The 17278-nt window shown below is 70.1% G+C and carries 15 protein-coding genes (1 of these 15 cut by a window edge); 11 read left to right on the plus strand and 4 right to left on the minus strand.

Going from position 1 to position 17278, the window contains the following annotated elements:
- Positions 1 to 516, plus strand: partial view of a carbamoyl-phosphate synthase large subunit gene (carB, locus tag ACZ48Y_RS07195; RefSeq protein WP_464739870.1) — the final stretch only. Its footprint begins 2571 nt before the window's first position; only the last 516 of its 3087 coding nucleotides appear in the window; its start codon lies beyond the left edge, outside the window; the stop codon is at positions 514 to 516.
- Between the two features lie 26 nt (positions 517 to 542).
- Here the strand turns inward: carB and rplS are convergent, their stop codons facing one another.
- Both rplS and ACZ48Y_RS07205 read right to left on the minus strand, forming a co-directional pair.
- Positions 543 to 926 (minus strand): 50S ribosomal protein L19, encoded by a 384-nt coding sequence (gene rplS, locus ACZ48Y_RS07200; protein WP_464742870.1) that lies wholly within the window; start codon positions 924 to 926, stop codon positions 543 to 545.
- Between the two features lie 120 nt (positions 927 to 1046).
- Positions 1047 to 3494: an S-layer homology domain-containing protein gene (locus ACZ48Y_RS07205; protein ID WP_464739872.1), complete on the minus strand. Its 2448-nt coding sequence runs from the start codon at positions 3492 to 3494 to the stop codon at positions 1047 to 1049.
- A gap of 465 nt (positions 3495 to 3959) precedes the next feature.
- Here ACZ48Y_RS07205 and glmS point away from each other — a divergent pair, with 465 nt between their 5' ends.
- Positions 3960 to 5768: a glutamine--fructose-6-phosphate transaminase (isomerizing) gene (gene glmS, locus ACZ48Y_RS07210; protein WP_464739874.1), complete on the plus strand. Its 1809-nt coding sequence runs from the start codon at positions 3960 to 3962 to the stop codon at positions 5766 to 5768.
- A 71-nt stretch (positions 5769 to 5839) separates the two neighbouring features.
- Positions 5840 to 7345 carry a YifB family Mg chelatase-like AAA ATPase gene (locus ACZ48Y_RS07215; RefSeq protein ID WP_464739876.1) on the plus strand — a complete coding sequence of 502 codons (1506 nt, stop codon included), beginning with the start codon at positions 5840 to 5842 and terminating at the stop codon, positions 7343 to 7345.
- Here the strand turns inward: ACZ48Y_RS07215 and ACZ48Y_RS07220 are convergent.
- On the minus strand, positions 7342 to 7782 hold the full coding sequence (locus ACZ48Y_RS07220) for a hypothetical protein (protein ID WP_464739878.1): 441 nt from the start codon (positions 7780 to 7782) through the stop codon (positions 7342 to 7344). The genes ACZ48Y_RS07215 and ACZ48Y_RS07220 overlap by 4 nt on opposite strands.
- A gap of 92 nt (positions 7783 to 7874) precedes the next feature.
- Between ACZ48Y_RS07220 and ACZ48Y_RS07225 the strand changes: the two genes are divergently transcribed.
- The 8 genes from ACZ48Y_RS07225 to ACZ48Y_RS07260 all read left to right on the plus strand — a co-directional run bounded on the left by ACZ48Y_RS07225 (position 7875) and on the right by ACZ48Y_RS07260 (position 16697).
- On the plus strand, positions 7875 to 10124 hold the full coding sequence (locus ACZ48Y_RS07225; protein ID WP_464739880.1) for an endonuclease MutS2: 2250 nt from the start codon (positions 7875 to 7877) through the stop codon (positions 10122 to 10124).
- A gap of 42 nt (positions 10125 to 10166) precedes the next feature.
- Complete coding sequence (locus ACZ48Y_RS07230; RefSeq protein WP_464739882.1) at positions 10167 to 10496, plus strand: DUF2853 family protein; 330 nt, start codon at positions 10167 to 10169, stop codon at positions 10494 to 10496.
- Between the two features lies 1 nt (position 10497).
- A complete protein-coding gene (locus tag ACZ48Y_RS07235; protein WP_464739884.1) occupies positions 10498 to 10941 on the plus strand; it encodes a TlpA family protein disulfide reductase in 444 nt (147 codons plus the stop codon).
- Positions 10938 to 11987: a dual-specificity RNA methyltransferase RlmN gene (gene rlmN / locus ACZ48Y_RS07240; RefSeq protein ID WP_464739886.1), complete on the plus strand. Its 1050-nt coding sequence runs from the start codon at positions 10938 to 10940 to the stop codon at positions 11985 to 11987. Before ACZ48Y_RS07235 ends, rlmN begins: the two co-directional genes overlap by 4 nt.
- Positions 11988 to 12082: 95 nt before the next feature.
- Positions 12083 to 13396, plus strand: coding sequence for a DEAD/DEAH box helicase (locus ACZ48Y_RS07245; protein WP_464739888.1), 1314 nt, complete (start codon positions 12083 to 12085; stop codon positions 13394 to 13396).
- A gap of 63 nt (positions 13397 to 13459) precedes the next feature.
- Positions 13460 to 15271 carry an alpha/beta fold hydrolase gene (locus tag ACZ48Y_RS07250; protein WP_464739890.1) on the plus strand — a complete coding sequence of 604 codons (1812 nt, stop codon included), beginning with the start codon at positions 13460 to 13462 and terminating at the stop codon, positions 15269 to 15271.
- Complete coding sequence (locus ACZ48Y_RS07255) at positions 15268 to 16491, plus strand: aminopeptidase (RefSeq protein WP_464739892.1); 1224 nt, start codon at positions 15268 to 15270, stop codon at positions 16489 to 16491. Before ACZ48Y_RS07250 ends, ACZ48Y_RS07255 begins: the two co-directional genes overlap by 4 nt.
- Entirely contained in the window at positions 16473 to 16697 is a 225-nt protein-coding gene (locus ACZ48Y_RS07260) for a hypothetical protein (protein ID WP_464739894.1), read from the plus strand. The genes ACZ48Y_RS07255 and ACZ48Y_RS07260 overlap by 19 nt, the downstream gene beginning before the upstream one ends.
- Here the strand turns inward: ACZ48Y_RS07260 and ACZ48Y_RS07265 are convergent.
- The gene (locus ACZ48Y_RS07265; RefSeq protein WP_464739896.1) at positions 16694 to 17275 is read right to left on the minus strand and encodes a hypothetical protein; all 582 of its coding nucleotides are present in this window, start codon (positions 17273 to 17275) and stop codon (positions 16694 to 16696) included. The genes ACZ48Y_RS07260 and ACZ48Y_RS07265 overlap by 4 nt on opposite strands.
- Between the last annotated feature and the right edge of the window lie 3 nt (positions 17276 to 17278).

Genomic DNA, 17278 nt, shown 5'->3' on the forward strand with positions numbered 1-17278 from the left:
CCCTTGGCCAAGTACGCGGCGCGGATCGCGGTCGGCGAGACCCTCGCCGAGATCGGCCTCACCGAGGACCCCACCCCGCCCCTCTTCGCCGCCAAGGAGGTGGTCATCCCCTGGCTCAAGTTCCCCGGCGTCCTACCCCTCTTGGGGCCGGAGATGCGCTCCACCGGCGAAAGCATGGGGATCGACCATGACCCCTACCTGGCCTACTACAAGGCCCAGCTCGGCGCCGGTCAGGTCCTGCCGCTCTGGGGTCGGGTGCGCTTCATCGAGGCCGATGCCGCGACCCGGGCGGCCTACCTGGAGGCCGGTTTTCAGGCCAGCGAGGACGACTACGACCTGCTCATCGCCTTCGCCCCTCACCCCGAGCTGCGCCGGGCGGTGGAGCGCGGCAAGCCCTTCATCACCACCCGGGAAGCCGCGGTCTGGAGCCTCAAGGCGATCCTCGCCGCGCGCAGCCAGGCGCCGACGATCCAGCCCCTGCAGGCCTGGCACCAAAGGGCGCGGGCGGCCAGCTAAGGCCGCCCGCAAGGCACGTCAGGCGCTTATCGCTTGTTGCCGCGCAGCATGCGCCGGTGGTCCGGCTTGATCCGGGCCGCCTTGCCCCGGCGCTCGCGCAGGTAGTAGAGCTTGGCGCGGCGCACCTTGCCGCGGAAGGTGACCTCGACCTTGTCGATCAACGGCGAGTGCATGGGGAAGATCCGCTCCACGCCGATCCCGTGGGAGATCTTGCGCACGGTGAAGGTGGTGTTGAGCCCGTTGCGCTTGATCTTGATGACCGTGCCCTCGAAGGCCTGGATCCGGGTGCGGTTGCCCTCCTTGACCTTGTAGTGCACGCGAACGGTGTCGCCGGGGCGGAACTCGGGGATGTCGGAGCGAATGTGCGGCTGCTCCACGACCTTTAAAAGCGCGCCTTTGTTGAGCTTCATCATGTCTCCCTTCCAAGCGGAGCCTCTTGGCTCATTGGCAAGCGGGCCCTTCGGGCCGACCTGAGTGAGTATAGCAAAGAAAAAGGGCCCCGGAAACCCGGGGCCCGCAGAATGCCTTCCTTAGAACTCGACGGTGTAGCTGATCTTGAAGGCGTCGGCGTAGTTGCCGCTGTTGTCGATGTAGCTGCCGAGGCTGGCGGTGAGGTCCCAGTAGGTCCAGGAGAGCTCGAAGCCGGTCAGCGTGCCGCCAGCGCCAGCGGTATCGGTGTAGATGTAGTTGGTCGAGGGATCGAAGGCCTTGTCGGCGCTGCCCACCATGAGGTTAAGGCCGGTGGCGGTGTAGCTGCCGTACTGGGCCTTGAAGGTGGAGTGCGGGCTGAAGAGGAACTCGTCGAAGCTAATGCCCGCGAACCACTTGGTCTCGGCGGTGCCACCGGTGGTGGTACGCGCGACGTAGCCGCCCATCAAGCTGGGCTTGAGGGGCAGCGCGAAGGGATCGGTCTCGACCTTCACGCCGTACTTCATGGTGCTGGTGGAAGCGGTGAGGTCGGCGAAGTACCCGCCCAGCACCTTGACGCTCATGAAACCGAGCTTGCCGCTGTAGTCGCCGTACGCATCGAGGTTGGTCTGCGAGGCGACGTAGTCGGTCTTGTAGGAGACGGTGAAGTTCAGCCCCTTGACGAAGGCCTTGTCGGCGCCACCATCGTGGGACAACTGGCCGCCGTAAGCGCTCTCGTACGTCCCGGTGCCGGGGGCAGGATCGGGAATCGAGGACTGGGGCGTGCCGCTCTGGGCCGCGGCCTTGTAGTACCCCTTCAGCGAGAAGGCGCCGAGGCCCAGGGTCGCGGTGACCCCGTAGGCGCTGTAGTTGTTGCTGGTCAGGGTGTAGGCGTCGTAGTAACCGGAGAGGCCAAACGCGCCGAAGCTCGCGTCCAGGGTAACGCCGTAGCCCTGCTGGTCGGCGGCGAAGGGCGCAGCGTTGTTGCTGGTGAAGAGGTCGTTCGACGCCAGGTTGGTATTGGTGACGGTAGCCGCGATGTTGCGGTAGTTGCCGCCCAGGGTGAAGGCGCCGAAGGTGGCCTTGGCCTTGACGTAGTAGCTGGTCGCGGCGGTGGCGTCGCTGAAGTACTCACCCATCAGCTCGATGGGCCCGAGGCCAAGGCTGGCGTCGACGCCGTAGATGGGGTTCGCCAGGCTGTCCTGGGCCACGTAGGAGCCGCCGATGGAGAAGTTCTTCATCGGCGCGAGGGTGAGGCGGGCGCCGTAGAAGTAGTCGTAGTTGCTGGGGGCAGCGTTGTTCCCGTAGACGCCGGTCAGGGTCGCGCCGAGCGGCAGGCCGGTGACGGTGGCCACGATGCCCGGGCCGTAGGAGTTGGCGTCGTTGTCGAAGACGTACTCGGTGAACTTGGCGGTGGGCGCCTGGCCGAACTGCAGGCTGAGCTGCTGGCCCTTGGCGATGCCCAGGGTGGTCTTCACGGCGTCCACGTTGAAGGAAAGGTTGGTGGAAGAGCCTCCCGCAGAGATGCTGCTCCAAGCCGAGCTACTGAAGCTGAACTGGAAGAGCTCGTCGTAGGTGTTGACGCCCTCGCCCTTGGAGGTGCCGGTCAGCTTCTGGGTCTGGAGCTTGACGGAGAGGCTAGCGCTGGTGTTGCCGGCGGTGCTGGCGAGGTTCTCGGCCTCGTCCACGACCTCACCGTTGTTGTTACTGTCCCCAGTGCTGAAGGCGCTGCCCTCGATGACGCGGTCGATGTCGTAGCCAGCAAAGCCCATCGCGTCGATCGCCTTGTAGGTCAGGCCGAGCGAGCCGGAGATGGTGAAGGCGTTGCGCTCGAGGGTCGCGACCTTGGCCTCGGTGGCCTTCTGCTTCTCGGCCAGGCTGGCGACGTCACCTGCGAGGGCCTGGACGTACTCGGTCAGCGCCTTGAGGTCGCTCTCCTTGGCGAAGCCCTTGGGCTGGGCGTTCTTGAGCGCGGCCACCTGCTTCTCCAGCGCGCCAACGCGGTCCTGCAGGCTGAGTACGTCCTGGTTGAGGAGGACCGCCAGCTCGTTCAGGGCCTTAATGCTCTCGGCGTTGGCCTCGACCTTGCTGGTCAGCGCGGCGAGGTCGGCGGCGACCGCCTCGGCCTGGGCGCGGGCGGTGTCGGCGGCGACGGCCGCGGCCTCAACCTTGGCCTCGAGCTCCTTGAGCGCGGCGGTGTCCATGCCCGCCGGCTTGACCTGAGACAGGGCCTTCTCCAGGTCGGCCTTGGTCACCGCGTTGTCCTCGAGCGCGCTCACCCGCACGCCCAGCGAGGCCACCTCGGCGGCGAGCTCCTGGAGCGCGTTGCGCAGCGCGGTCAGGGTCTCCTGATCCACGCCCGCCTTCATCTCGGAGCGAATCCGCTCCAGAAGACGGTAGATCAAGAGCGCCGCCTGGTAGCGGGTGAGGTACTCGTTGCCGCGGTAGGTGCCATCCGGGAAGCCCAGGATGATGCCCTCGTCGGCGAGCTTGTAGACGGCCTCCTCAGCCCAGTGGCCGGGGGGCACGTCGGTGAACTTAACGGCCCCGGCCACGCTCAGGCTGAGCACGGCCAGTAGCCCTGCAAACAGTAGGCCTACTCTCTTCATACTTCCTCACACCTCCTCGGTGTCAGGAAACGACGCTGGGGCGAGTTTCCGCGTTTCCTCTCCCAGCCCCGCTCCTGGGGCGCACTCAAGATGGTCTCATGCACGCCCGAAGCCCAGGTTACGCCGCGCCTTCGCCGGGTGTCAAGGTCGAACGCGGCCCTTTGACCTTGTCTTTCGCGCGGCCTGGGGTAGACTCTCTAGTTGCGGGAAGCGCAGGGGGAGGCGCGTCCTCCTCACGAGGTGGCGGACCCGAAACGGGATAACCGGCAGCGCCGGGAAAGGTCGAAGGATTCCGCGGATGCCGCCAGGGTGAGGCCCCACCCTCCCGCCAGCGAAGCCCAAGGGGAAAGCCCACGCCGCGAGGCGGGGACAACCCGCGGGCAGGGCCAAGGCAACGGGGCACGGCGTGCCCCGATGGGAGGCGTGATGTGCGGAATCGTGGGTTACGTGGGATTTAGGAACGCGACCGACGTCCTCATCGAGGGGTTGAGGCGGCTCGAGTACCGGGGCTACGACTCGGCCGGGGTGGCGGTCAAGACCCCGGAGGGGCTGCGGGCCGAAAAGCGCGCGGGCAAGCTCTCGGTGCTCGAGGCCGCGCTCCAGGAGCGTCCCCTTACAGGGAACGCGGGGATCGGCCACACCCGCTGGGCCACCCACGGCCCCCCCACCGACCGCAACGCCCATCCCCACCGCTCGGGGAAGCTGGCGCTGGTGCACAACGGGATCATCGAGAACTACCTGGAGCTCAAGGAGGCGCTGGCCCAAAAGGGCTATGTCTTCGAAAGCGACACCGACACCGAGGTCCTCGCCCACCTGATCGCCGACGCCTACACCGGCGACCTGGAGGCCGCGGTGCGACGCGCGCTGCAACAGGCCAGGGGGGCCTACGCGGTGGTGGTGCTCCACGAGGACCACGACGCGCTGATCGCCGCCCGCACCGTCAGCCCGCTGGTGGTGGGGCTCGGGGACGGCGAGCAGTTCGTGGCCTCGGACGTCCCCGCGCTGCTGCCCTTCACCCGCAAGGTCGTCTATCTGGAGGACGGCGAGCTCGCGGTCGTCCACCGCGACGGGGTGCGCGTCACCGCCCTCGACGGCGCGCCGCGACCGCTGCGGGTGCACACCGTCGAGTGGACCCTGGAGCAGGCGGAGAAGGGCGGCTTCCCCCACTACATGAAGAAGGAAATCTTCGAGCAGCCCTGGGCGCTGGAGAACACCCTGGGCGGGCGGATCCACGAGGAGGACGGCGAGGTACGGCTGGACTTGGACCTCGACCTCTCCCGCTTCGACCGCCTGCACATCGTCGCCGCCGGGACCGCGTTCTACGCCGGCTGGGTGGGCAAGTACCTGATTGAGCGGCTGGCCCGCGTCCCGGTCGAGGTCGACGTGGCCAGCGAGTACCGCTACCGCGACCCCCTGGCCGACGCCCGGACCCTCTTCGTTGCGGTGAGCCAGTCCGGCGAGACGATCGACACCCTGGAGGCCCTGCGCGAAGCCAGGCGCAAGGGCGCGGCGACCCTGGGCGTGATCAACGTCAAGGGCTCGACGATCACCCGGGAGGCCGACGACACCCTCTACATCCACGCCGGGCCGGAGATCGGGGTGGCCTCGACCAAGGTCTACACCGCGATGGTCGCGGCGCTCTTCTTGCTCGCGGTGCGGCTGGGGCGGCTGCGGGGAACGCTCGACGCCGCCACCGCGAAGACCCTCTTGCACGAGGCCAAGAAGCTGCCGCGCCTGGTGGAGGCGGCGCTCGAGCGCGCCGAGGACTACGCCCGGGTCGCGGCCAAGTACCACCAGGCCAGCGACTTCCTCTTCCTCGGCCGCAACCTCCACGCCCCCACCGCCTACGAAGGGGCCCTCAAGCTCAAGGAGATCAGCTACATCCACGCCGAGGCCTACCCCGCCGGGGAGATGAAGCACGGCCCGATCGCCCTGATCGACGAGCGCCTCCCGGTGGTGGTGGTCAACCCCAAGGGACCCTGGTACGAGAAGACCCGCGCCAACGTCCAGGAGGTCAAGGCCCGGGGCGGCCGGGTGATCGCGGTGATCACCGAGGGGGATACGGCGATGGCCGACGAGGCCGACGAGGTCATGCCCATCCCCGCGGTACACCCCCTGCTCTCCCCGGTGCTCGCGGTCATCCCCTTGCAGATCCTGGCCTACGAGACCGCGGTGCTGCTCGGCCACGACCCGGACAAGCCGCGCAACCTGGCCAAGAGCGTGACCGTGGAATGAACCGCGCCTGACGCGCCGGTGCTGGGTCAAACGCACCCTCCCCGAAACCGCTCTCGCGGTAGGCTGAGCCCATGCTCGCAAGGGCCCGGACCTTCGCCCTTTGGGGGCTCGAGGCGGTGCCGGTGATGGTCGAGGTCGACGTCAGCCCCGGCCTTCCCTCGTACACCGTGGTGGGGCTTCCGGACGCCGCGGTCAACGAGTCCCGCGACCGGGTGCGGGCGGCGATCAAGAACGCCGGGCTCCCCTACCCCCAGGCCCGGGTCGTCGTAAACCTGGCCCCCGCTGACCTGAAAAAGGAGGGGCCGCGCTTCGATCTGCCGATCGCCCTGGCCCTGCTCGCGGCCCAGGGGGTGCTGCCGCCAGCGGCCCTCGAGGCCCACTGGATCGCCGGCGAGCTGGGGCTTGGGGGGCTGCTTAGGCCGGTCGCGGGCGGCGTGAACATGGCCTTTGCCGCGCTGCGGGACGGCCCCCACGCGCTGCTCCTCCCCCCCGAGACCGCCCGGGAAGCGGCCCTGGTCGAGGGGGTCGAGGTCGTTGCCCCCCGCAACCTGGAGGAAGCCCTGGCCTTCCTTAAAAAGGAACGGGCCCTCGATCCGGTCATGCCTGGAGAAGCCGACGAGGACGCGCCCTCCTACCCCGACTTCGCCGAGGTCAAGGGCCAGGCCAAGGCCAAGCGGGCCGCGGAGATCGCTGCCGCCGGGTTTCACCACCTCCTGATGAGCGGCACCCCCGGCTCGGGGAAGACGATGATCGCCCGTCGGCTTCCCGGCCTCCTTCCGAGGCTCACCCGGGAGGAGGCGATGGAGGTCCTCAAGGTGCGTTCGGCGGCCGGACTGCTGGCCCGGGGGCTGCCCCTGAGGCCGCCCTTTCGCGCCCCCCACCACACGGTCTCCGACGCCGGGCTGGTGGGGGGCGGGGCCGTGCCCCGACCGGGCGAGGTCAGCCTAGCCCACCACGGGGTGCTGTTCTTGGACGAGCTGCCGGAGTTCTCCCGGCGGGCGCTGGAGGTCTTGCGCCAGCCGCTCGAGGACGGAACGGTCACCATCGCCCGGGCCCGGGCCAGCTTCTCCTTTCCCGCGCGCTTTTTGCTGGTGGCGGCGATGAACCCCTGCCCCTGCGGCTGGCACGGGGACCCCGAGCGGGCCTGCACCTGCAGCCCCCACCAGATCCGCCGCTACCGGGCCAAGATCTCCGGCCCCCTGCTCGACCGGTTCGACCTTTTGGTCGAGGTCCCCAGGCTCCTTCCCGAGGAGCTGGCCCGTGCCCCCGAGGGGGAAGCGAGCGCGCGCATCGCCGAGCGGGTGGCCGCTGCCCGCGAACGGATGCAGGCGCGCCAGGGCAAACCGAACGGCCTCTTGACGCCGAGGGAGCTGGCCCGGGTGGCCGGCCTCACCCCCAACGCGGAGGGGCTCTTGCTCGCCGCGGCGAAAAAGCTCCTCCTCACCGGCCGGGCCTACGACCGGGTGCTCCGGGTGGCCCGCACCGTGGCCGACCTTTCGGCGAGCGAACGGGTGGAGGAGGTCCACATCGCCGAGGCCCTCACCTACCGGGACGCGGGGTTTGCCCTCGAGGTCTAACGGTCATAGACCCAGACCCGAAGCTCCAGGTTGTAGCCGTAGCGCACCACCTCGACGATGGCCAGATGCCCCGCGCTGGTCAGGGCACAGAGGAAGCTGCCGCTGGGGATCTTGTTGCCGGGGCCGTCGCTGCCGTCGATCGGATCGCCGGACAGCGGCGTGTTGCGGCAGGTGGCCGCATCGGGGCGCGTCTTGCCCATGGCCGCGAAGCGCGCCCCGTTCTTCGGAACCCAGTAGCGCTCGGTCGCGTCGACCTGCTCCCACCAGACGTCGATCTCCGGTCCGGTCGCGACCTCCTTGGCGGTGTCCAGGTCGGCGTTCCAGGTGCCGTGAAGGACGAAGGACGCGCCGTCGAGGAGCAGGCGGGGCGAGGCTTGCAGCGCGCAGGCCGCGAGCACCCCGGCCAGAACGATAAGAAGGACGCTGAAAGCCCTCATGGGACGAGGGTAGCCAGGGGGGCGTGGCGAAAGCGTGGCCAGTCCTTAGGTGTTCGCGGGTTGCGTTTTCGCGTGCTAGAATAAACCTTTGCATGCAGGACGTCCTCGAGGCCCTCGACTTCGCCGCGGTGCGCGAGGCCCTGGCCGAGCGGGCCCAGACCCTGGCCGGCCAGGCCGCGGCCCGGCACCTGGCCCCGGTGGACCGGGCCACGGCCGAGACCCGCCTACGGCGGATCGCCGAGGCGAAGGTTTTCCCGATCGACCTCGGGGGCGTTCAGGACCTCACCCCGCAGCTCGAGGCCCTGGCCAAGGGGGAGGGGCTCGAGGGCCCGGAGCTGCTCGCCGCCGCCACGACCCTGGAGCGGGCGATGGCCCTCAAGGCGGCGCTCTTCGAGACCGACCTCGAAGCGCTCCGGGCGGTCGCCGAAAGGATCGGCGACCACCGCGCCTTCACCCGGGCGGTGCGCCGTGCCCTCGACGAGACCGGGCAGGTCAAGGACGAAGCCTCGGAGACGCTCAAGCGCCTGCGCCGCAGGATCGCCCCCCTGCGCCGGCGCATCCAGGAACGCGTCTACGCCCTGATGGAGCGTCATCAAGCGGCGCTCAGCGACCGCTTCGTCACCCTCCGCCGGGGGCGCTACGCCCTTCCGGTCAAGGCCGAGCGGGTGCACGAGGTGCCGGGGATCGTGCTCGACCGCTCCAGCTCGGGGGCCACCCTGTTCGTCGAGCCCGCCGAGCTCGTTCCCCTGAACAACGCCCTGGCCGAGCTGATCCTGGCCGAGGAGGCCGAGGTGCGGCGGATCCTCGCCGAGCTCTCCGCCCGCCTGGGCCAGGACCCGGGGGTGCGGGCGACGCTTTCCGCCCTGGTCGAGCTGGACCTAGCCGAGGCCGGCCGCCGCCTCGCCGAGGACTGGGGGCTCAGCACCCCGAGCTTCACCGAGGACGGCCACCTCGTCCTCGAGGCCGCCTTTCACCCGCTCATTCAAGATCCGGTCAAGAACGACCTGCGCCTGGACCCCGCGCGCCGCTTGCTGCTGATCTCCGGCCCCAACATGGGGGGCAAGACCGCGGTCTTGAAGACCGTTGGCGTCGCGGTGCTGATGGCCCAGACCGGCCTCTTCGTCCCCGCCAAACAGGCCATCCTCCCCTTCTTCGAGCGGGTCTTCGTGGACATCGGGGACCGGCAGGACCTCTTCGCCAGCCTCTCCACCTTCGCCGCCCATCTCCTGCGCCTCAAGGACGCGGTGGAGGCCGCGGACCCCCGCACCCTGGTCCTCCTCGACGAGCTGGGCACCGGCACCGACCCCGAGGAGGGGGCGGCGCTGGCCCAGGCGGTTCTCGAGGCCCTGCTCGAGCGCGGCGCTTTGGGCGTCGCCACCACCCACCTCACCCCGCTCAAGGTCTTCGCCAGCGAGGCCGAGGGCATCGAGAACGCGAGCATGCAGTTCGACCCCGAGACGCTGGCCCCGACCTATCGGCTGCTGGTCGGGGTCCCGGGGCGCAGCTACGCCCTGGCCATCGCCGAGCGGCTGGGCTTCCCCGCGCCCCTGCTGGCCCGGGCCCGCGCGCTGGCTGGGGAGGAGGGACGGCGGCTCGAGGCCCTGCTCGCGGAGATGGAGGCGGAAAAAGCGGCGCTGGACGAAGCCCTGGCCGAGGCCGAGGCCCGCGAGCAGGCGGCCCGGGCCAAGGCCGCTGCGCTCGAGGCCCGCCTCGGGGCCCTCGAGGCCGAACGCCAGCGCGTCCTCGACGCGGCCCGAGCCGAAGCCGACCGCCTCCTCAAGGCCGCCGAGCAGCAGATCAAGCAGCTCAAGGCCAAGGCCAAAACCGCGGAGGGAAAACGGGACGCCCTCAGGGAGGTCATGGCCCTGAGGCAGAAGGTCCGCCCCCGCCCCCAGCCCAACCCCTACCCCACGCTCGCCGCCGGGACCCTGGTCGAGGTCCCCGACTACCGCCAAAAGGGGCGCGTCCTCAGGGTCAAGGACGGCGTGGCCCTGGTCCAGATCGGGCCCTTGAAGGTCGAGGTCCCGGTGGCCCGGCTCAAGCCCCGTGACCCCGGCGCCCCCCGTCCCAAGGAGGCGGTGGTGGTCAAGTCCGGCTTCGAGCCCGAGCTCAACCTGCGCGGCCTCACCCAGGCAGAGGCGCTTTTGGCGCTCGACGAGTTCCTCACCGAGGCCCACGCGCTCAAAGAGAGCCCGGTGCGCATCCTGCACGGCAAGGGCACCGGGGCGCTGCGCACCGCGGTGCGCCAGGCCTTAAAGCGCGACAAGCGGGTGGCCTCCTTCCACGACGCGATGCCGTATGAAGGCGGCCACGGGGTCACCGTGGTGCACCTTAAGATTTAAGTTTGTTGAGCCTTTTGCTATAATCCTTTGAAGGAGGTGGCGATGACCCACGAGGAGCTCTTTCAAAAAGCCCTGGAGGACGTGAAGAAGTACGACCCCAACCCCGACGAGGCCCTTTTGCGGGCGCTGGTGGAGACCTACGCGGTGGTCTTCCGCAACGCCGACAGCGCCTACGTCGCCTGCAGCCAGCCCGACGAGCTGGAACGGGTGAAAAAGCGCTTCCTCCTGGACAAGCTGCACGTCGACCTCAGCGACGAAGAGATGGACCGGCTGCTCCAGGAGGTCTGCCAGACGATCCAGGGGCGCAAGTTGCGCTCGACCTTCTACTACCTGCTGGTGAAGCGCCTGGGCAAGGAGGAGAAGTTTCTCTAGCATGGACTGGCCGAGCGAGTTCGTCTGGGGCGAGCCCCTAAGCCCCCCGAGCGCCTGGGAAAAGCCCGGGATCGTGATGTTCTTCAACCTCGAGTGCCCGGGCTGCATCGCGCGGGGCATCCCCTTTTTGAAGGGGCTGGTTCGCGAGCACGGGGACCGGCTCCACTACCTCGCCGTGCACACCAGCTACGGCCATAAGCGCTACGACAAGGCCGACGTCGTCGAGAAGGTGCGCTACTTCGCCAGCGACTACGCCAAGCTCCCCTTTCCCGTGGCGCTGGACCACAGCGGCGAGCTGGCCGAGCGGCTCGGGGTCGAGGGCACGCCCCACTGGCTGGTCTACGCCCCCGGCGGCGAGCTGGTGCGCAGCATCTACGGCTCCCAGGACAACGCCCGCACCCGGCTGGAATACCTGATGCTCGAGCTCACCCAGTCCCAGGCATGAAGCGCTCGATCCTCGCCCCCAGGCCCCCCGAAGGCCTCCCGGGGGAAGGCTACCGCAAGGGCCAGATCGCGAGCTGGCTCTACAAGAAGGGGGCGCGCAGCTTCGAGGAGATGACCGACCTCCCGCGGGCGCTCAGGGAGGCCCTCGAGGCCGAGTGGCGGGTCTCGGAGTTCGAGCTGGTCCAGGCCTTCCCCTCCAGGGACGGCTCGACCAAGTACCTCTTCACCCTCCTCGACGGCCGCCAGACCGAGGCCGTCTACCTGCCCTACAAGGACCGCAAGACCGTCTGCCTCTCCAGCCAGGTGGGCTGCCCCGCGGGTTGCGTCTTCTGCGCCACCGGGGCGCTGGGCTTCGGTCGCAACCTCACCCCCTGGGAGATCCTGGACCAGCTCCTGGCCATCGCCCACCACCAGCAGCTGAGCCCCCGCGAGATCCGCAACGTGGTGCTGATGGGGATGGGCGAGCCGCTCTTGAACCTGGACGCGGTCGCCCAGGCGGTGCGCCGGATGATCGACAAGCAGGCGCTGGCGATGAGCCCCAGGCGCATCACCCTCTCCACCGTCGGCATCCCCAAGGGGATCCGCCGGCTGGGGGAGGAGGACCTGGGGGTCAAGCTGGCCCTCAGCCTCCACGCCCCCGACGACGCCACCCGGAAGCAGATCATCCCCACCGCCAAGGCCTACCCGGTGGAGGCGATCATGGACGCGGTCGGGGACTACTTTGCCCGCACCCGGCGCCGGGTGACCTTCGAGTACGTGATGCTCAAGGGGATCAACGATGCGCCCTGGCAGGCCCGGGAGGTGGCGCGGCTGATCAAGCAAAGGCGCATCGTGGCCCACGTCAACCTCATTCCCTTCAACCCCTGGGAGGGGGCCCCGGTCGAGGGCACCCCGCCGGAGGGGATCCGCCGCTTCGCGGGGGTGCTCGAGGCCGAGGGCCTCCCGGTCACCGTCCGCTGGAGCCGGGGAGCGGACGTGGGCGCGGCCTGCGGCCAGCTGGCGCTCAAAGAGGCCGGCCCCCTCAGCTTTCGGCCAGAGCGCCCTTGACTTGGCCTTCGCTTTCCTGTAGTCTTAGGAAGTTTTAGGGGTTTTAAGCGGTTTTCCTTTTCGGAGCGCTGAAAAAGCCCCGGAAAGGAAACCACATGAACTTTCACGACCTTGAACTAAGCCCGAACACCGTCGCCCGTCTCGCCGAGCGGGGGATCGAAACCCCGACCCCGGTGCAGCAGGCCGCCCTGCCCGCGGCGCTCGCCGGCCAGGACGTCCTGGGCATCGCCCGCACCGGAACCGGGAAGACCCTGGCCTTCGGCCTCCCCATCGCCGAGCGCCTGCCGGCGGACCCGACCCGGGGCCGCGCGCCCCGGGCCCTGGTCCTCGCCCCCACCCGTGAGCTCGCGCTGCAGGTGGCCAAGGAGCTGGCCTGGGTGGCCCCCCACCTCAAGGTGGTGACGGTCTACGGTGGCACCGGCTACCAGGCCCAGGCCCGGGCCCTCAAGGAGGGTGCGGACGTCGTCGTCGCCACCCCCGGGCGGGCCCTCGACTACCTCAAGCGCGGGGTCTTGGACCTCGCCCGGGTCGAGATCGCCGTCCTCGACGAGGCCGACGAGATGCTCTCGATGGGCTTCGAAGAGGACGTCGAGGCCCTCCTCAAGGCCACCCCGGAGGCGCGCCAGACGCTGCTCTTTTCCGCCACCCTGCCCCGCTGGGCGGAGCGGCTCGTCAAACGCCACCTCACGCGCCCGAAGACGGTCAACGTGGTCACCGACGAGGCGGTGCGCTACACCGAGGAGGTCTACAAGACCAGCAGCACGTCCCGCGAGGCGGCGCTGGCCCAGCTGATCTTCGCCAAGGGGCCGGAGCGGGCGATCGTCTTCACCCGCACCAAGGCCGAGGCCGACACGGTCGCCGAGGCGTTGCGCCACGCGGGCCTGCCCGCCGAGGCGGTCCACGGGGACCTCGGCCAGCGCGAGCGCGAGCGGGTGATCCGGGCCTTTCGCAACGGCCAGGCGCGCACCCTGGTGGCCACCGACGTCGCCGCCCGCGGCCTGGACATCCCCGAGGTGGACCTCGTCGTCCACTACCGCCTCCCGGACAAGGCGGAGAGCTACCAGCACCGCTCCGGGCGCACCGCGCGGGCCGGTCGTGAGGGGACGGTGGCGATCCTCGAGGGCCACCGCGAGGGCTTCTTGGTGCGGCGGCTGGAAAAGGCCGTGGGACGCCGTTTTCAACGCCTCGACCTGCCCAGCCCCGAGGCCGCCCGCACCGCCCGGCTGCGCGCCCTGGTCGAGGCCGCGCGCAACCAGCCGGAGGCCAAGAAGGCGGCCATGCGGCCGATCGCCGAGGCCTGGATCAAGGCCGGCGACACCGAGGCCCTGGCCGGCCTCCTGGCGCTGCTCCTCGGCCCCGAGCAGGGCGAAGGCGCGGCGCGGCCCAAGCGCCGCCGCGTGCGCCGCTAGGTCGCGATCCGCGCGTCCCCCAACCCTGACCCACGGGTCAGGGTTTTTGGTAGCCTAGGGACCATGACCCCCGAGATCCTCTATCGGCTTCGCTTCCTCGGCGGGCTGAGCGAGGGGCCCAGCGGCCGCCCGCTCTTCACCCTGACCGAGATCGAACGCGAAAAGAACGCGCCTCCCCGCTACCGCACCCGGCTCATGACGCTCGACGGCGGCCGGCCCCGCGCCCTCACCCAGGGCGAGGCCAGCCGTCCGGTCTGGCGCGGCCGCTGGATCTACTTCACCCGACGGGTGGCCGAGGTCCCCCAGCTCTTCCGCCTGCCGCTGGACGGCGGCGAACCGGAGCAGGTCACCCGCCACCCGGGCGGCGTGCTGGGGTTCGAGATCGGGCCCCGGGGCGAGGTCTTGACCTGGACCCGGCCCAAGGAGGAGGCCCCTGGAACCCCCAGGGTCTACGAAGCCTGGCCCTTCAAGTTCGACGGGGCGGGGCTCGCCTCGGAGGCACCGGTCCAGGTCTACCTGGGCAGGAAGCAGCTCTTTTCGCGCTTTCCCCCGATCGAGGCCGCGGCCTTCGGCGCCGACGGCGCCCTCTACGTCGTCGCCGCCCCCGACGCCCGGGCCAAGGCCCACTGGCAGGGGGCGATCTGGCGCTACCGGGACGGGGAGCTCCGCCTGTTCCACGACCCCAAGGGAGCAGTCTACGGCCTCGCCGCCGGCCCCCAGGGGCTGGCCTACGTCTACCAGAGCTACAAGGAGGGGGGCCTTTTCGACGAGCTCCGGCTTTTGACCTACGACGGCCAGGACCGAACGCTCTTTGCCGCTCACCTCGGCAACTCGGTGAACTCAGACGTGCGCTACGGCAGCTACGAGGCCGGCCCCCGCTGGGGCCGGGACGGGCGGATCTACATCCTGGCCACCGAGGCCGGAAAAGGGGTGCTCTACGCCGTCTCCCCGGACGGGAAGGCCGAGCGGACCGCCCACGAGGCGTCGATCGTGGCCTTTGCCATGGAGGGCCGGGCGCTCCTCGTCGAGGACTTCACCCACGGGCCGCGGCTGGTCGTGGAGGGGCGCGAGGTCTACGACCCCAACGCCCGCCGCCTGCCGGGCCTCCGGCCGCCCCAGCCCCTCGTCCATACCGCGCCCGAGGACCACGAGGTCCCGGGCTGGGTCCTGCTCCCCGAGGGCGAGGGGCCGCACCCGGTGATCCTCTACATCCACGGCGGCCCCCACACCGCCTTCGGGCAGGCGCTGATGCTCGAGCTCGAGCTCTTCCGCCAGGCGGGCTTCGCCGTGGTCTACGGCAACCCCCGGGGCTCCACCGGCTACGGCGAGGCCTTCGCCAAGCTCGAGGGCCGCTGGGGGGAGATCGACGCCGCCGACCTGCTCGGCCTGCTCGACGCCGCCCTGGCACGCTTTCCCCTGGACCGGGAGCGGGTCGGGGTCGCCGGGGGCAGCTACGGCGGCTACATGACGAACTGGCTCACCGCCCGCTATCCCGAGCGCTTCAAGGCCGCGGTCACCGACCGCTCGATCGCCAACTGGATCAGCTTCTTCGGCGCCAGCGACATCGGCCCGATGTTCACCCGCATCCAGCTCTTCGCCGATCCCTGGAACCGTCCCGAGGTGCTCTGGGAAAAGAGCCCCCTGGCCTACGCCGACCGGGTGAAGGCCCCCACGCTGGTGGTCCACGCCGAGGCCGACCACCGCTGCCCGATCGACCAGGGGGAGACCTGGTACACCGCGCTCTTCGACCGCGGCGTCAAGGCCCGCTTCTTCCGCGTCCCCGAGGAGGGGCACAACCTCTCGCGAAGCGGCCGTCCGGACCGCCGGGTGGCCCGGCTCAAGGCCTACCTCGACTGGTGGAGGGAACACCTATGAACCTGGAAGCCACGCTCGCCGAACTCGCGGTCAGGGTCGGGCTGAACCTGCAGCCCGGGCAGCCGGTCCTGCTGACCGCGCACATCGACCAGCGCCCCCTGGTCCAGGCCCTGGCCCGCGCCGTCTACCGCGCCGGGGGCGTGCACTTGCTGCCCTTCTTCTTCGACGACGCCCTGCTCCTCGCCAAGCTCAACGAGGGCGGCCCCGAGGCCTGGACCTACGCCCCGGGTTGGCTCTACGAGGCGATCGGCGCCGCGTTGGAGGCGGGGACCGCGCGCCTGGCGCTGACCGGAGAGGACCCCAACCTCCTGGCCAAGGCGCCCCCGGAGCGGGTGCGGGCCTACGTGCAAAGCCAGTCCGCGGCGCGCAAACCGATGCTCAAGCCGATCTCCGAGTTCAAGACCAACTGGACGATCGTCGGCTACCCCACCCCGGCCTGGGCCAGGGCGGTCTTCCCCGACCTGCCCGAGGCCGAGGCCCTGGCCCGGCTCACCGAGGCCGTGCGCGTCGCGACCCGGCTCGACGCCGACGACCCCCTGCAGGCCTGGTCCGAGCGCGCCGACGCGCTCAGCGCCCGCGCCCAGCGGCTGACCGCGTGGGCCTTCGACGCGCTGCACTTCGAGGGGCCGGGGACGGACCTCGTCGTGGGGCTCGCCGAGGGCCACGTCTGGAAGGGGGGCTGGGGGGAGGCCAAGAACGGCGTGCGCTGCCTGCCCAACCTCCCCACCGAGGAGGTCTTCACCATGCCCCACAAGGACCGGGTCGAGGGGGTGGCGACGGCCACGATGCCCTTCTCCCTGAACGGGGTGCTGGTCGAGGGGCTCAGGGTGCGCTTCGAAAAGGGCGTGGCCGTCGAGGTCGAGGCCGAGACCGGCCGGGAGGCCGTCTTGGCCCTCTTGGAGACCGACCCCGGCGCGCGGCGGCTCGGCGAGGTGGCCCTGGTCCCCGCCGACTCCGGGGTGCGGCGGGCCGGAGTGCTCTTTTTAAACACCCTCTTCGACGAGAACGCCGCCAGCCACATCGCCTTCGGCCAGGCCTACAGCGAGAACCTGCGGGATGCGGACCGGCTCTCCGAAACCGAGCGGGCCCGGCGGGGGATGAACGAGAGCCTGGTGCACCAGGACTGGATGATCGGCTCCGAGGCGATGCGCGTCACCGGCCTCAAGGGGAACGCGCGCGTCCCCTTGATGGAGGAGGGGATGTGGACCTTCGAGATCTAGTCCAGACCGCCTACGCCAAGGGCTTCGAGCTCGGGTTCAAGGACGGCTACGACCGCCTCGAGCCGCCCGAGCTCGAGGCCCTCTTCGTCCGCCACATGGAGCGCGCCCCCGACGCCCGGCTGCTCGCCGCCTTCAAGGAGGGCTACCGAGCGGGCCGGGCGATGGGGGCGCGGGCGCGGCGGCGCCACGAGGGCGCCGACCCCTAGCGCAGCAGCTTCCCCAGGGGGTCGCTGGTCAGGGTGAGGTCCAGCTGGCCGGCGGTCAGACGGGCCCGGTCGCCGTTGAGCTCGAGCTTCACCCCCACGCGAAAACGCCCGTTGCTCTGCCGGATCCGGTCGAAGGCGTCGGCGTGCTCGCTGGAGGAAAGCGTCAAGCTCAGCGTCAGGGTGCCGGTCTCTCCCGGGGCCAGGGTGAGGGGATCGCTTCCATCCACCCGGTACTGGGGTTGGTAGATGTTCGTGCTTTCGCTCTCGGGGGCCAGGTAGAAGGCCATCCGGGCCGTGAGGGCTACGCTTCCGGTGTTCTTTAGATCGAGGCCGAGGGTGAGCGCGGCCTCGCTCAGGTGGGCGGCCACCGCCTCCGGCACCGAGGCCAGGTAGCCGCCGTCGGGGGTGGTGGGATCGCCGTCGGCGTCCGGAAGGTAGAGGGTGAGCGTACCCGGGATCGGCACGTCCTGCGGATCCCCGATTAGCTGGAACCCGGACAGCGCGACGCTATAGCGGGTTTGCATGCTGCACCCGGCGAAGGCCAGCACGCCCACAAGGAGCAGGATCCATCGCTTCATACG

Source organism: Rhabdothermus arcticus (assembly GCF_055382915.1).